This is a genomic window from Phycicoccus sp. M110.8, from assembly GCF_032464895.1.
GTDB lineage: Bacteria > Actinomycetota > Actinomycetes > Actinomycetales > Dermatophilaceae > Pedococcus.
On the sequence record NZ_JAWDIC010000001.1, the window covers coordinates 1199924 to 1214444 of the forward strand.

Annotated in this window: 10 protein-coding genes; 6 read left to right on the forward strand and 4 right to left on the reverse strand. The window is 73.8% G+C overall.

The genetic code is table 11. The features are described 5' to 3' along the window. Window positions 1–49: 49 nt before the first annotated feature. Together glp and RKE38_RS05625 are read right to left on the reverse strand one after the other, a co-directional pair. Window positions 50–1270, reverse strand: coding sequence for a gephyrin-like molybdotransferase Glp (gene glp / locus RKE38_RS05620; RefSeq protein WP_316006461.1), 1221 nt, complete (start codon window positions 1268–1270; stop codon window positions 50–52). Then, window positions 1267–2679, reverse strand: a complete 1413-nt coding sequence (locus RKE38_RS05625; protein ID WP_316006462.1) for a UTP--glucose-1-phosphate uridylyltransferase — start codon at window positions 2677–2679, stop codon at window positions 1267–1269. The genes glp and RKE38_RS05625 overlap by 4 nt, the downstream gene beginning before the upstream one ends. Before the next feature lie 29 nt (window positions 2680–2708). Between RKE38_RS05625 and RKE38_RS05630 the strand changes: the two genes are divergently transcribed. Continuing rightward, window positions 2709–3254: a 5-formyltetrahydrofolate cyclo-ligase gene (locus tag RKE38_RS05630; protein ID WP_316006463.1), complete on the forward strand. Its 546-nt coding sequence runs from the start codon at window positions 2709–2711 to the stop codon at window positions 3252–3254. 18 nt (window positions 3255–3272) lie between these two features. Here the strand turns inward: RKE38_RS05630 and RKE38_RS05635 are convergent, their stop codons facing one another. Continuing rightward, complete coding sequence (locus RKE38_RS05635; protein WP_316006464.1) at window positions 3273–6017, reverse strand: penicillin acylase family protein; 2745 nt, start codon at window positions 6015–6017, stop codon at window positions 3273–3275. 48 nt (window positions 6018–6065) lie between these two features. Here RKE38_RS05635 and RKE38_RS05640 point away from each other — a divergent pair, with 48 nt between their 5' ends. The 5 genes from RKE38_RS05640 (at window position 6066) to mscL (ending at window position 10195) form a co-directional block, all read left to right on the forward strand. Beyond that, window positions 6066–7679 carry a potassium/proton antiporter gene (locus tag RKE38_RS05640; protein ID WP_316006465.1) on the forward strand — a complete coding sequence of 538 codons (1614 nt, stop codon included), beginning with the start codon at window positions 6066–6068 and terminating at the stop codon, window positions 7677–7679. Between the two features lie 88 nt (window positions 7680–7767). Then, on the forward strand, window positions 7768–8055 hold the full coding sequence (locus tag RKE38_RS05645) for an FmdB family zinc ribbon protein (RefSeq protein ID WP_316006466.1): 288 nt from the start codon (window positions 7768–7770) through the stop codon (window positions 8053–8055). Between the two features lie 112 nt (window positions 8056–8167). Continuing rightward, entirely contained in the window at window positions 8168–9013 is an 846-nt protein-coding gene (locus RKE38_RS05650; protein ID WP_316006467.1) for an S-methyl-5'-thioadenosine phosphorylase, read from the forward strand. Between the two features lie 10 nt (window positions 9014–9023). Beyond that, complete coding sequence (locus RKE38_RS05655; RefSeq protein ID WP_316006468.1) at window positions 9024–9713, forward strand: SAF domain-containing protein; 690 nt, start codon at window positions 9024–9026, stop codon at window positions 9711–9713. Window positions 9714–9832: 119 nt separating this feature from the next. Next, a complete protein-coding gene (gene mscL / locus RKE38_RS05660; RefSeq protein WP_316006469.1) occupies window positions 9833–10195 on the forward strand; it encodes a large conductance mechanosensitive channel protein MscL in 363 nt (120 codons plus the stop codon). Between the two features lie 120 nt (window positions 10196–10315). On the opposite strand, the gene RKE38_RS05665 is transcribed toward mscL, so the two are convergent. Continuing rightward, window positions 10316–14515, reverse strand: a complete 4200-nt coding sequence (locus tag RKE38_RS05665) for an AAA domain-containing protein (RefSeq protein ID WP_316006470.1) — start codon at window positions 14513–14515, stop codon at window positions 10316–10318. Window positions 14516–14521 lie beyond the last annotated feature (6 nt).

The following is a 14521-nucleotide window of genomic DNA, read 5'->3' on the forward strand; positions in this document are numbered from 1 at the left end:
TCGGCGCGCACGTGGGTCAGCCCGGAACGCGCGCTGCCGTCCCCGGACGTCACAGCCCCTCCCGGCCGAGCAGCGGCAGGCACTCGATCGCGTCGCCCGCCTGCACGGAGGTGACGTCCTCGGGGATCACGGCCAGGGCGTCGGCCGCGGCCAGGGCGCCGAGCATGTGCGAGCCCTGCCCGCCGGCCAGCCGGGCGGAGTCGCCGTCGAGGACGACCCGCAGGAACTCCATCTTCCCGGGCACCGAGGTGAACGGCTCGGACGCCACGGCCGGCACGTAGCCCGGCGGGTAGGACGGCTCGGGCCGACCGGCCATCGCCCGCAGCGCAGGCGCGACGAAGACGTGGAAGGACACCAGGGCGCTGACCGGGTTGCCGGGCAGGGTGAACACCGGCACCTGCTCGTCGCCGAGCAGCCCGAACCCCTGGGGCATCCCCGGGCGCATCGCGACCTTGTCGAACTGCACGGTGCCGACGCGCGACAGCACCTCCTTGACCGTGTCGAACGCGCCCATCGACACCCCGCCCGTCGTGATGATCGCGTCGGCCCGGACCAGCTGGCCCTCGAGGGTGTCCATCAGCTCGCGGGCGTCGTCCTTGACTCCCCCGACGCGGAAGGGCGTCGCCCCCACGGCCGTGACCGCCGCCGAGATCATCACCGAGTTGGAGTCGACGATCTGCCCGAAGCCCGGGGTCAACCCGACCTGCACCAGCTCGTCCCCCGTCGACAGCACGACGACCCGCGGTCGCGGCACCACCTTGAGCCGGGCGATGCCGGCCGCCGCCAGCAGGGCGATCTGTCCCGGCCCGAGCAGCGTCCCGCGCCGGAGCACGACGTCCCCCGCCTCGACGTCCTCGCCGGCCTCGCGGACGTGCTGGCCGACGACGGACCGCTGGCGCACCTGCACCCGGACGACGCCGCCGTCGGTGGCCTCCACGGGGACGACCGCGTCGGCCCCGCGCGGCATCGGCGCGCCGGTCATGATGCGCATCGTCTGGCCCTGGGCGAGGGACAGCGCGTGGGTGTTGCCGGCCGCGATGTCGTTGACGACGGGCAGGACGACCGGGTCCTCCGGGGTCGCCGACGCCACGTCGGCGGCGTGCACGGCATACCCGTCCATCGCGGAGTTGGTGAAGCCGGGCAGCGAGCCGCGGGCGGTGATGTCCTCGGCCAGGACGCACCCCTGCGCATCGAGCACCCCGAGCTCGAACGGGCGGATGACCTTGACGGTGCCCATGATCCGCGACAGGTGCTGCTCGACCGAGATCACCGGCCGACCTCCGCCGGCGACTCCTCGAGGCTGTCGTGCAGGACGGTGTCGTCGGCGATGGTCCGCGGCTCGTCCGCCTCGACCACGACGTCGCCCACGCAGCGCACGCCCGCGCCGAACGTCACGTCACCGTGCACGACGAGCGACGTGCACTCGACCAGCGACGGCGCCCCGGCCGGGAACCGCTCGTCGAAGTCGCCGATCAGCGTGTAGTGGTCGTCGAGGTCCACGCGCGGGTCACGCCGGTCGCTCTGCGCCACCACCCGGGACAGCTCGTCGAACGCGAACAGGTCCGAGCGCAGCAGCAGCAGCTCGTTCGTCGTCTTCACCGGCCGGAACCGGCTGCGCGGGATCCGCAGGGCGCGCGACCCGGCGAACACCTCGATCGCCGTTCCCATCGCCGACTCGACCTGGATGACCGGCGTCGAGTCCTTGCGGCTGGGGTCCACGGTCTTGCGGTTGACGATGATCGGCAGGCCGAGCACGCCGTCGCTCTCGGTGAGCTTGGCCTCGAGCGCGTCGAGGTCGACCCACAGGTTGTTGGCGTGGAACAGCGGGTGGCGCTCGGTGTCCTGGAACCAGCGGTCGTCCTCCTCCGACACCATCGACCGCTCGCGCAGCACGATGCGGCCGTCGGAGCGGCGGATCGCCAGGTGGCCGCCCTTGCGGTCGTTGGCGGTGCGGTCGCACACCTCCGACACGTACGGGATGCCCTCCTTGGCCATCCACACCGGCACGGTCGGGTCGCAGGTCGCGCCCAGGTTGTCGGAGTTCGAGAGGAAGACGTAGCGGAAGCCCTTGTCCCGCAACGCCTGCAGCACCCCACTGGCCAGCATCGCGACGTAGACGTCACCGTGGCCGGGCGGGCACCACTCGAGCTCGGGGTCGTCGGGCCACTCGACGGGGGTGAGGTCGTCGGCCCGCAGCTTCGGCTCGGCGTTCTGCAGGAAGTCCAGCGGCAGCCCCTCGACCTCGAGCTCGGGGTAGGCCGCCAGTGCCTCGAGCGACGCCTCCCGGGTGCGGAACGAGTTCATGAGCAGCAGCGGCACCTCGACGCCGTACTCCTCGCGCAGCGCCAGCACCTGGCGGGCGATGACGTCGAGGAACGTGCGGCCGTCGCGGACCTCCAGCAGCGACTTCGGGCCGGAGAGGCCCATGCTCGTCCCGAGCCCGCCGTTGAGCTTGACCACCGCCGTCCGCGACAGCGCCTCACGCCGCTCGTCCTCGGTCGCCTGCAGCTGCTCGAGCGAGGTCACCTCGCTCAGCGGCTCGATGTCCGACTCGGCGATCAGGCCGGTCGTCCCCTGCTCGAGCTGCTCGTAGTAGTGGGAGAAGACACGGATCGCGCGCTCGTCGACCCCGCGCTCCTCCAGCCGCTCCACGGCCGCTGCCAGACCAGATTGGCTCATGCCAGCCACCCTAGTGCGACGATCAGGGCATGGCTGGTGCGACCAAGGACGCCGAGCGCCGCCGCCTCGCGGCGCTGCGGCGCGAACGCGTGCCCGGGCGGGACCGGGCCAAGGACGCCGAGTCCCTCGAGCTCGGCGCCCTCGAGGTGGCGTATGCCGAGGGGCTGGGTCCCGGGGACTGGGTCGCGGCATACGAGTCTCTGGCGAGCGAGCCACCCACGGAGTCCCTCATCGGCGCCCTCGCGGCGCGGGGCATCCGCGTCATGGTCCCGGTGACGCTGCCGGACTGGGACCTGGACTGGCGCGAGGCCGGGGACGACCGGCTGCTGGGCCGCGATGCCGTCGCGGACGCCCGGGTGGTGTTCCTGCCCGCGCAGGCGGTCGACCGCCACGGCACCCGGCTCGGGCGCGGCAAGGGCTGCTACGACCGCGCCCTGTCGCGCACCGCCGCCCGGACCGTCGCCCTCGTCCACCCGTGGGAGGTGCTCGACGAGGCCCTGCCGGCCGAGCCGCACGACCACCCGGTCGACGCGGCCCTCACCGCCGAGCAGGGCCTGGTCCGCCTGGGCAACTGACCGACCGACCGGGGCAGGTCAGTTGGAGTTGGGTGCCGGCACCAGGGTCAGCGTGTCGCCGCCGGCGGCGTCCACGGCCTTGCGGGTGAACGGCCAGTCGAACAGCTCGCCCTTGACCCAGGCGTCGGTCTGGTCGTCGTAGTGGTCGTTCCAGGCGTGGCCGCTGTTGCCGGTCTGGTTGACCCAGCGCGACCGGTCGAGGTCGGACAGGTCGACGACCATCCGCATCGAGGGCGCCCAGTCGACGTCGTACGCGCCGTTCTTGAAGCACTCGTCCGGGGGCTGCACCGTCGTGCACGCGGCGTTCCAGCCGTTGGCGTCGACGATGGCCGAGCCGCCGGGCATCTCCTTGGGCGAGAGGTTGAAGATCGACCGGACGATGCCGGGCACGTCGTCGCCGCCGAGCACCTGGTGGCGCAGGGTCAGCTGGTGCAGCCGGCCCCACTTCCAGTCCGACGGGTCCTTGCCGAGCTGACGGGTCAGCTCCAGCCGCGCCTCGACGAGCGCGCGACGCAGGATCTCGGACTTGCCCTCGGTGATGCCCGCGGTGCGCTTGTCGTCCCACCAGGCCGAGGTGCCCTTCTGCGACAGCAGCGAGGCCATGGCCGCCATCCACTGGTCACCGCCGTCGGCCCGCAGGTCACGCGGCAGCTCGTCGTTGAAGGTCAGGTCGAGCAGCTTGGCCCACACGGCGTTGTAGTAGGCGGCCGCGGCGGCCGAGTCGCTGTCGTCGGCCGGCTGGCTGAAGTTCCACCCGCGCAGCAGGTCCTGCGCCTGCTTGGTGAAGTCGTCGTGCCCGAGGTCGATGTCGAGCAGCGCCTTGACCAGGGTCGGCGCGAACTGGTTGCGCGTGTCCATCTGGATCCGCGCCATGTCGGCGGGGCTGACCTTGTCGTCCTTGCCGAGCAGGTCGCGGATGCGCTGCGCCCGGTAGCCGTAGTCCCACTCGGTGGTCAGGAACGGCGTCCCGCTGGCGGTGACGGCCTGGTTCGCCGTGACGAGGTAGCCCTCGCTGGGGTTGTACGTCCACGGCATCTCGTCGAAGGGGACCCAGCCCTTCCAGTCCCACGAGGAGACCCAGCCCGGGCGGATCCAGTACCCGGGCGCGGCGTCCATGTAGCGGCTGCGGATCGGGATCGCACCCGGCGCCTGGTAGCCGATGTTGCCCTTGGTGTCGGCGTAGATGAGGTTCTGCGCCGGGACGGCGAAGTCCTTGGCCGCCGCGCGGAACTGCTGGAAGTCCTGCGCGGTGTTGAGCCCGAAGATGGCGTCGGCGGTCTGGCCGACCTTCAGGCCGGTCCAGTCCAGGGCGACCTCGTAGGCGCCCGGGCTGCGCCGCCCGTTGACCGGCGGCGAGTCGCCGGCCTGGTCCACGCCCTTGATCGCGTCGGAGAGGATCGGCCCGTGGACCGTGGAGCGGACGGTGATCGTCTGCTCTCCCCCGCCGCCGACCTTGATCGTCTCGGTGCGCATGGTGAGCGGCACCTGCTTGCCGTCGCGCAGGTAGGTGCGGCCCTTGACCTGCTCGAGGAAGAAGTCGCTGACGTCGGGCCCGAGGTTGGTGAAGCCCCACGCGATGGACTGGTTGTGGCCGATGACGACGCCCGGCAGGCCGGAGAAGGAGTAGCCGGCCACGTCGAACGGGCAGCTCGGGCCGACCGACCGGCAGTGCAGGCCGACCTGGTACCAGATGCCGGGCACGCTGACGCCGAGGTGCGGGTCGTTGGCCAGCAGCGGCTTGCCCGTCGTGGTCCGGCTGCCCGAGACGACCCACGAGTTGGACCCGATGCCGTCACCCCGGCCGAGCGTCTGGGGCACCGCGGCGAGCGCCCGCGACACCGCGGCATACGCCTGCTGCACCTGCTTGTTCCCGGGACCGGGCAGCTGCGAACCGGCCGGCGCGACGCCGGCCTTCGTCGGCGCGGTGCCCGTCGTGGACGCGGCGCCGGTCTGCGGCGCGGTGCCGGACTTCGACGCGGTCCCGGCCTTCGCGCCCACGGTGGGGACGGCGGACCCGGCGCTGGAGGTGGTGGGGGCGGCCGTGCCCGGCGACCAGTCCTGGGCGGAGAGGATCGGCTTGTTGGTGGCGTACTGGTACGGCGGCCACAGCTCGTCGATCTGGCTCATCGGCATGGTGCTGGCGAGCCGCGCCCGCATCAGCTCGGCGGAGTAGTCGCCACGCAGGTCCCAGGCCATGGCCTTGAGCCAGGCCAAGGAGTCGGCCGGCGTCCAGTCCTCGACCCGGTAGTCGGGCACCTTCTGCCCCAGGACGACGTACTCCAGCGACATCTTCGACGGCGAGCCGGCCTGGTGGATGTAGGCGTTGACGCCGTCGGCGTAGGCCTGCAGGTAGCGGCGGGTCTCCGGCTTGAGGGTCGGCAGCTCGGCCTCGGCGGTGCGGCGCCAGCCCAGCGTGCGCACGACGCGGTCGGTCTCGACCCCGCCCTCGCCGACGAGCTCGGCGAGGCGGCCGGCCGTGATGTGCCGGCGCAGGTCCATCTCGAAGAAGCGGTCCTGCGCGTGGACGAACCCCTCTGCCTTGAACAGGTCCTCGGAGGAGTCCGCGTAGATCTGCGGGATGCCGTGGTCGCCGCGGACCACGGTCACCTTGCCGGTCAGGCCCGGCACCTGGACCTGCCCGTCGGTCACGGGGAACGGACGCCGGACCCAGGTCACGGCCAGGACCGCCACGATGCCGATCACGACGACCAGCAGGGCCGCCAGCGCGACGGCGACACGGCGGAGGAGTTTCAGGCGGGGCACCCTGCGAGACTATCCGCACCGCCACGAGGGGAAGGGAGGGGACAGGCCGTGCCGTTCGGATTGTCCAGCGCCGGTGCGGCGTTCACGCTGCACGAGCTGACCCCCGCCCTCCTGGTGGGTTCGGTCGTGCTCCTCGTCTCGGTCGCGGCGGTCCGGTTGTCGACCAAGTCGGGGCTGCCGTCGCTGCTGCTCTACCTCGGGATCGGGCTGGTCATCGGCGAGGCCGGCTTCGGCATCCGGTTCGACTCCGGCGAGCTGACACAGGTCCTCGGCTACTCGGCGCTGATCCTCATCCTCAGCGAGGGCGGCCTCAGCACCCGCTGGGAGGGCATCCGCCGGGCGGTGGCGCCCGCGGCGGTCCTGTCGACCGTCGGCGTGATGGTCTCGGTGGTCGTGGTCGCCCTGGCCGCCCGGTTCGTCCTGCACCTCGACTGGGACACCGCCCTGCTCGTCGGCGCGATCCTGTCCTCCACCGACGCCGCCGCCGTGTTCTCCGTGCTGCGCCGGGTGCCGCTGCCACGCCGGGTCACCGGGATGCTCGAGGCGGAGTCCGGCTTCAACGACGCGCCCGTGGTCATCCTCGTGACGGCCCTCGCCGCCCGCAGCGCCGACCCGGCCGGTGCCGACCCGTGGTGGCACCTGCTCGGGCTGGCCGTGTTCGAGCTGACGGTCGGCGCGGCGATCGGCCTCGCGGTGGGGTGGCTGGGCGCGCAGTTCATGCGCCGCGCCGCGTCCGGGTCCTCGGGCCTGTTCAGCCTCGGGGTCGTGGCCCTGACGGTGCTCGCGTATGCCGCGGCCGCCAGCGTGCACACCAGCGGCTTCATCGCCTGCTACCTGGCGGCCCTGCTGCTGGGCAACCTCCAGCTCCCCCACCGGCCGGCGGTGCAGGGGCTCTCGACCGCGCTCGGCTGGCTGGCCCAGATCGGGCTCTTCGTGCTCCTCGGCCTGCTCGCCGCCCCCGGTCACATGTGGAGCCAGGTGCTGCCGGCGATCGTGATCGGCCTCGTCCTGCTGCTCGTCGCCCGGCCGCTGTCGGTGCTGGTGTCGGTCGCGCCGTTCCGGCTGGGGTGGCGCGACCAGGTGTTCCTCTCGTGGGCCGGGCTGCGCGGGGCCGTCCCGGTCGTGCTCGCCACCGTCCCGGCGACGATGGGGGCCCGCGGCGTCGACTGGATCTTCGAGCTGGTCTTCGTGCTCGTCGTCATCTTCACCCTCGTCCAGGGCCCGACCCTGCCGTGGGTGGCCCAGCGCCTCGGGATCGTGGAGGACCACAGCACCCTGGACCTCGCCGTGGAGGCGACGCCCCTGGAGGAGCTCGGCGCCGAGGTGATCCAGGTGACCGTCGGGCCCGCGTCCAGGCTGCACGGCGTCGACGTCTTCGAGCTGCGGCTGCCCGAGGGGGCGAACGTGACCCTCGTCGTCCGCGGCGGGGAGGGGTTCGTCCCCGCGTCGAACACGGTGATCCGCCGCGGCGACCAGCTGCTCATCGTGGCCACGGCCGCGAGCCGGGCGCGGGCCGAGAAGCGCGTCCGGGCCGTGAGCACGTACGGGCGCCTCGCCGGCTGGAGCGAGAAGGGCGGCCGGGAGCAGGCCGACGGTCGCGAGGCCCGCGGCCGCTGGTGGTCCGGCCTGCGGGCCGCCCGGACCCTCGACGGGAAGAAGTAGGGCGCTCTGGGCCTTATAGTTGGCACTCGAACCGATCGAGTGCCAGACCGCGCGGGGGCGCGTGGCCTGTGACCGTCCAGGAGGAACCGTGCCGACGTACGCCTACGCCTGCACCGAGTGCGACCACCGCTTCGACATCGTGCAGTCCTTCAGCGACGACTCGCTGACCGTCTGCCCGGAGTGCGACGGGAAGCTGCGCAAGGTGTTCAACGCCGTCGGGGTCGTCTTCAAGGGTGGCGGCTTCTACCGCACCGACTCGCGCAGCGGGTCGTCCTCGTCCGTGCCCGCGTCGAGCTCGTCGGACTCCGGCAGCTCGAAGTCGGAGTCGTCGTCGAGCTCGACCAGGAGCGCTGCCGCGGACGGCTCCGCCGCCTGACGCCGCACCACCTGCGCCCGCGCCTGTCCACAGGCGCGGGCGTCGCAGCACCTCGTTCACAGGCCTGCTGCGCGGATGCCGGGTGCTCGCGGCCCGTGCGTAGGCTGCCGCCATGACTTCCTCCCCCGTGCCCGACGGAGGGGCCGACCTCGGGCTCATCGGCGGCTCCGGCTTCTACGAGTTCTTCGAGGGCGCCGAGCGCGTCCGGGTGACGACCCCGTTCGGCGACCCGAGCGACGACGTCGTCATCGGTGAGGTCGACGGCCGGCGGGTCGCGTTCCTCGCCCGGCACGGCCAGGGCCACCGGTTCCCCCCGCACCGGGTCAACTACCGCGCCAACCTCTGGGCACTGCGCTCGGTCGGCGTGCGCCAGGTGCTCGCGCCGTGCGCGGTCGGCTCGCTGAAGGCCGAGAACGGCCCCGGCACGGTCGTGGTCCCCGACCAGGTCGTGGACCGCACGTGGGGCCGCGACCACACCGTGTATGCCGAGGAGGGCCCGGTCGTCCACGTCTCGTTCGCCGACCCCTACTGCCCGCGGGGCCGGGCGGTCGCGATCGAGTCGGCGGAGCGCGCCGGGCTGCCGGTCGTCGAGGACGGCACCCTGGTCGTGGTCAACGGACCCCGCTTCTCCTCCAAGGCCGAGTCCGCCTGGCACCAGGCCGCGGGCTGGTCGATCGTGGGCATGACCGCCATGCCGGAGGCCGCGATCGCCCGCGAGCTGGCGATGTGCTTCACCACGGTGGCGCTGGTCACCGACCTCGACGCCGGGGTCGACGGCGGTGACGCGGTCACCCACGAGGAGGTGCTCGCCGTCTTCGCGAAGAACGTCGAGGGCCTCAAGACCGTCCTGCGGTCCGCGCTGGCCGCCCTCCCTGCGCCCGAGCCCGACGCCGAGGCGACCTGTCCGTGCCGTCGAGCGCTCGACGGCATCGAGCTGCCGTTCGCCCTGCCGGGCTGAGGCCGCAGCCGTGCCGACGTCGCCGCTGGCCGCCGTGACCGCCTGGGTGCGCGGTCCCGGTCGCCGACGCGAGTGGCGTCGCAGGGTCCTGCGTCGGGGCGTGGCAGCCGCCTGCGCCGCGGCCGCTGTGGTCGGCGTCGTCTCGATCGCCCGCCAGCCGGGCGAGCCCGTCGTCCCGGTCGTCGTCGCCTCCCGGCCGCTCGCCGTCGGCGAGGTCGTAACCGCTGCCTCGGTGCGGCTCGTCGCGTGGCCCCGGCGGCTGGTCCCGCCGGGCGCCGCCCAGGACCTCGCCGAGGTCGTCGGACGACCGCTCGCCTCCCCGGTCGGGCTCGGCGAGACGGTGAACCAGTCCCGGTTCAACGCGCACTCGCTGCTGGCGGGACGTCCCGCGGGCGAGGTCGCCGTCCACGTCACGGTGGCCGACGACGGTGCAGTGTCGATGGTGACGTCGGGCGACCGGATCGACCTGCTCGGGGCCGACCGCGTGGTGGCGCGGGACGTGTTGGTGCTGCGGGTGGAACGGCCGCTGCGGACCGACTTCGGGTCGGTGATCCAGGGCCAGGGCTCCTCGGGTGGGTACGCGCTCGAGGGCCCCGGGTTGGTCGTGGCAGCCGACGACAACACCGCGCGTGCGATCACCGCCGCGCCGCTCGACGCCTCGGGCCGGGCCGCTCTCCAAGTGGTGTTGAGGGGGCGCTGAGGCGCGACCCCTGAGCTCGTCGTCCCGGCGCCACCCGGTGTTCCGCCGCGAGATCGGGCACTTCGGTCGCTACGGTGCAGAGGTCAGGCTTTCACTCCAGAGCGAAAGGTCGGGGGCCCATGAAGGGTTTCAAGGACTTCATCATGCGGGGCAACCTCATCGAGCTTGCCGTTGCCTTCATCATCGGCGCGGCCTTCGCAGCCGTGGTCACGTCCTTCACCAAGGTCATCATCGAGCTCCTGGCCAAGGCCGGGGGCGCACCCAACTTCGACAAGTGGCAGCCGGGCGGCCTGGTGTCGGTGGGTCCCTTCCTCACGGCGCTGGTGGCGTTCCTGATCATGGCGGCCGTCGTCTACTTCTTCATCGTCAAGCCGTACGAGGCCGTCAAGGCGCGCTACGCCAAGGCCGAGGAGGACGCCGCTCCCGACGAGCAGGTCGTCCTGCTCCGCGAGATCCGCGACGCCCTGACCCGGCGGATCTGACACTCCCCCGAGACGTAGGCCGACGGCGCCGGACCCTGAAGGGCCGGCGCCGTCGTCATGTCCCGTCGGCTCTCGCCAGGCAGGGTCGTGTGCCGCCGGTGGAGGCACCTGCCGCCCGCGTCAGTCTCTGCCCCAGTGCGGCGGGCGCTGCTCCTCGAGCCACCGGTCGTGGGCGGCGCGGTCGGAGTACTCGCCCCAGCCCGCGTCGGTGTCGTCCTTGGTCTGCTCCGGCGGACGCCTCTTCCGACCCCGGACGCGCCGCGTCCGGGCGCCCTCGTCCGGCGTCGGCACGAACTCCGGCTCGCGCTCGGGCTCCTGCATCTCGTCCACGGCTCCATCCTCCACCGGAGCCTGGCCGTCCCCCACGCCCGGGTCGGCCGGTCCGGCGGCGGCGGGTGCGGCGTCGGCGCGTCCGGCGTCCCGCCCCTCCGTCCCACCGGAGTCGGCTCGTCCCGCGTCGCGAGCCGGGGCCGGTCGGGCCTGCTGCGCCTCTGCCTCGGCGCGGGCGGCCGCGGCCTGCTGCACCGCGGCGTGCACCCGGGCGACGTCCCGCGCCGGGTCGCGGAAGATGTCCGTCGACCAGACCCGCACGTGCATCCAGCCGAGGCGCCCGAGCTGCTCGCCCCGCAGCCGGTCACGGTCACGGGTGCTGGGCATCGCGGCATACCCCGGGCCGTCGGTCTCCACGGCGACGAGGACGGTGCCCGGCCGGTCGGGGTGCTCGACGGCGAGGTCGATCGGCTGGCCGGCGACCCCGTAGCGCTCGTGCACCACGAGCCCGCTGGCGCGCAGCCGCTGGGCGAACTCGGCGACGACCGCGTCCGGGCGGTCGTGGTCGCCGGAACCGGCGGCCGTCGCCGCACGCGCGCCGTTCCCGGGCGGGGCGGCCGCGGCGGCACCGTCGGCGGCAGCACCGCCGGCGGCGGACCCGGGGAGGGAGCCGTCAGCGGCATACGCGAGGAAGTCCCGCAGCATCATGGCGCCGCGCGCCTTGAGCCGCGCCGGGTCCAGGTCACCCGCGACGAGCGAGGAGACCACGGTCATCCGGCGACGCGAGCGGGTGATGGCGACGTTGAGGCGACGCTCGCCGCCCTCGAGGTTGAGCGGCCCGAACCGGTGCAGCACCCGGCCGTGCGGGGTCTTGCCGTAACCGACGGCGAGGATGATCGCGTCGCGCTCGTCGCCCTGGACCCGCTCGAGGTTCTTGACGAAGAATCGCTCCGGCCGGTCCTCGTCGAAGAAGTCGCCGACTCCGGCGGCCGCGTCGCCCGCGAGGGCGCGTCGCAGGGCGTCGTCGATGCGGGCGGCGTGCTTGATGCCGAGGGCGATGACGCCGAGGGACTCCCACGGACGGGTGCGGGCATGCTCGAGCACGAGCTCGACGACCCGCTCGACCTCCGCCTCGGTCGACTCGATGGCCTCCTCGCCGGGCGAGACGACGCCGGCTCCCTCGACGGCCTCGAGCCGGACGACGGGGTCGGTGCCCGTGCCGGGGAAGGTGACGAGCGAGCCGTCGTACATCTCGCGGTTGGCGAAGGCGATGAGCCGCTCGTCGAGCGACCGGTAGTGCCACGCCAGGCGGCGGGTCGGCAGGGCGGCCGTGAGCACGTCGAGCACCGACTCGAAGCCCTCGGTCAGCGTCTCGGTCTCGGGCGAGCCCGCGGCCTCCTCGTCGACGGCGGAGGTGAAGAACGACGTCGGGGGCAGCTGGCGCTCGTCGCCGGCGACGACGACCTGGTGGGCACGGGAGATCGCCGAGACGGCCTGAGCGGGCGGGATCTGCGAGGCCTCGTCGAAGATCACCACGTCGAACCAGCGCCCCGGCGGCAGCACCGAGGCCACGACCAGCGGCGACATGGCCCAGGCCGGCTTGACCGCGGTGAGCGTCTCGCCGGCGCGGGGCAGCAGGTCGCGCAGCGGCCGGTGGCGACGGGACTTGCCCGCCTCCGCCCGGACCAGCGACTCCTGCTCGGGGTGGTCGGCCAGCACCTCGCGCAGCCGCCGCCCGGCCCCCGCCTTGACCCGCTCGGCGCTGGCGCGCAGGTGCGCGTGGTCGGCGGCGACGTACTCGCGGGCGACCCGCTGGAGCTGGGCACCGTCGTGGGCGCCGTAGCGCGGGTCGCGCACGGTGAGGTCCTCCGACAGCGAGGTCCACCAGACGAACTCGAGCTCGGCGGCCACGTCGTCGGCCTCGACCCCGCGCGCGGCGAGGTCGTCGACCAGCGGGCCCATGCCCGCGGCGCGCAGGGCGTCGAGCGCCCCGAGCACCTGCGGCACGACCGCGAGCCGCTCGGGCGCCGCGGCGAGCGTGGTCAGCCGCTCCCGCAGAGCCGGCAGGTCGGTGTCGAGGAGGGCTCCCCCGGCCGCGGTGGTGGCCAGCCGCTCGCCGAGCCACGTGAGGTCGGCGGCCACGGCGGCATACGCGGCTCGCGCACGGTCGAGGTCGATCGGGATCTCGGGGCGCCCACCGGCGCCGGCCATCTGCTGCCACGCGGTCCGCTGGACCTGGGCGTCGGCGAGCGCGGCGTGCAGGTCGGCGGGCGGCGGGCCGGGGCGCAGCAGCGCGCGCGCCTGCCGGCGCAGCCGCCAGCGCGACCACGCGCCGAGGTCGACGTCGTGGTCGCGGCGGTACTGCGCGGACCCGGTCGCGGAAACCAGCTCGCCGAGCGGGATGTCGAAGACCTCCGGCCGGAACACCTCGAGCGTGTCGCGGACCCGGCCGACGGACTCGAGCACCGCGCCCCAGTCCCGCGCGCGCTGGGCCTGCGGCAGGCTCACCTCGGCGAAGACCTCCTGCATGGTCCGCTCGAGCTCGTCGAGCCCGCCCTCGCTGAGGCGGCTGGTGATGTCGCGGGCCCGGACGGCGTCCTCCTGGGTCTCGACGCGCGCGCCGAACCAGGGGTCCTCGCCCTCGCGGGTCGACCACGCGCCGAGCGAGGCTGCCTCGGTGAGCTGCCGGCCGAGCTCGTCGACCCGCTGGCGGGAGAGCCCGGCGAGCTGGTCGCCACGCACGCGCACCCGCGAGGTCGGCGGGTGCTCGCGACCGGTCAGCCCCGTGATGGCCTGCTGCGCCTGGTAGACCGAGACGCCCCACGGCTGGCGGACCTCGTGCAGGGCGGCCGCGTGCTCGACGAGGCGCGTGCGCCGGTCGACGAGCGCGCGCTCGAGCTCGCCGGTGTCGGGGTCGCGCGTCTGGGTGGAGCGCTCGAGCGCGTCACCGAGCTCGCGGGCCAGCCGCCGCTTGTTGACCGCGCCGTCGTAGGCGTCGAGGACGAGGTCGGACAGGCCCACCCCGTCGAGCCGGGAGAGCACCGCGTCGATGGCCGCGCGCTTCTCGGCGACGAACAGCACGCGCTTGCCCTCACCGGCGAGCGAGGCGATGAGGTTGGCGATGGTCTGGGACTTGCCGGTGCCGGGCGGGCCTTTGATGACCAGGTGCGCGCCGGAGCGGACGGCGTCGATCGCCGCCTGCTGGGTGGAGTCGGCGTCGAGGATCAGCAGCTCGTGCGAGGGGTCGGCGTCGGCCGGCGAGTCAGGGACGGCCGTGCGGACCGTACGCAGCGCGCCCGGGTCGCCGGCCAGCGCCGCCACGACGTCGTGGTCGGCGAGCGACGGGCCCTGCGCGGCCAGGTCGGCGACCATGGGCAGCTTGGCGTAGGAGAAGGTGCCGACGACCAGCCGCGGGGTGATGGAGAAGTCGGGGACCGAGGCGCACAGCCGCCCCAGCTCCTCGTAGACCGGGTACGGGTCGAAGGCGTCGCCTGCCGTGGCCAGGTCCTCCAGCGAACCGGTGTCGAGCTCGAGCCCCTGCTCCGAGCGCAGGTAGTGCTCCAGGACGGGGTTGAGCTCGACGTCCGGGCCGAGGTCGATGTCGAAGTCCTCGCGCGCGGCGCCCGTCGGCTTGAGCACGCACGACCGCAGCAGCACGGGCGCGGCCGGGGGCCGGTTCGCGCCGCGGACGGTCCACGACGCCATGCCGATGGCGATGAACCCGGCCGCGATGCCGCGCTCCTCCGCGAGCTCGAGGGTCTTGGCCCGGATGGTCCGCGCCCGGCGGCGCGCCTCGTCGAGCGCGACCGGCTCGCGGACGAGGTCGGACAGCCGGGTCGGGCGCCCGGCGAGCAGCATGGCGAGCCCGCCGGGATGGGCGGTGGTGAGGTCGAGGGTGCCGCTGGGCAGGTCGCGGTACCAGAGCAGGGTGTTGCGACCACCGAGGTCGACGAGGTGCCGCTGCCAGGTGCGGACCGCCGCCGCGACCCTCTCCCCGCGGGGGTCGGCGTCGCGGGGGTCGGCGTCCTGGGGCTCGGTGGGCTGACTCACCCGTGC

What these genes read in the sequence shown, in the direction of transcription:
- RKE38_RS05625 (WP_316006462.1), bottom strand. Translation starts at nt 2,679, where the DNA reads ATGAGCCAATCTGGTCTGGCAGCGGCCGTGGAGCGGCTGGAGGAGCGC.
- RKE38_RS05630 (WP_316006463.1), top strand. Translation starts at nt 2,709, where the DNA reads ATGGCTGGTGCGACCAAGGACGCCGAGCGCCGCCGCCTCGCGGCGCTG.
- RKE38_RS05650 (WP_316006467.1), top strand. Translation starts at nt 8,168, where the DNA reads ATGACTTCCTCCCCCGTGCCCGACGGAGGGGCCGACCTCGGGCTCATC.
- mscL (WP_316006469.1), top strand. Translation starts at nt 9,833, where the DNA reads ATGAAGGGTTTCAAGGACTTCATCATGCGGGGCAACCTCATCGAGCTT.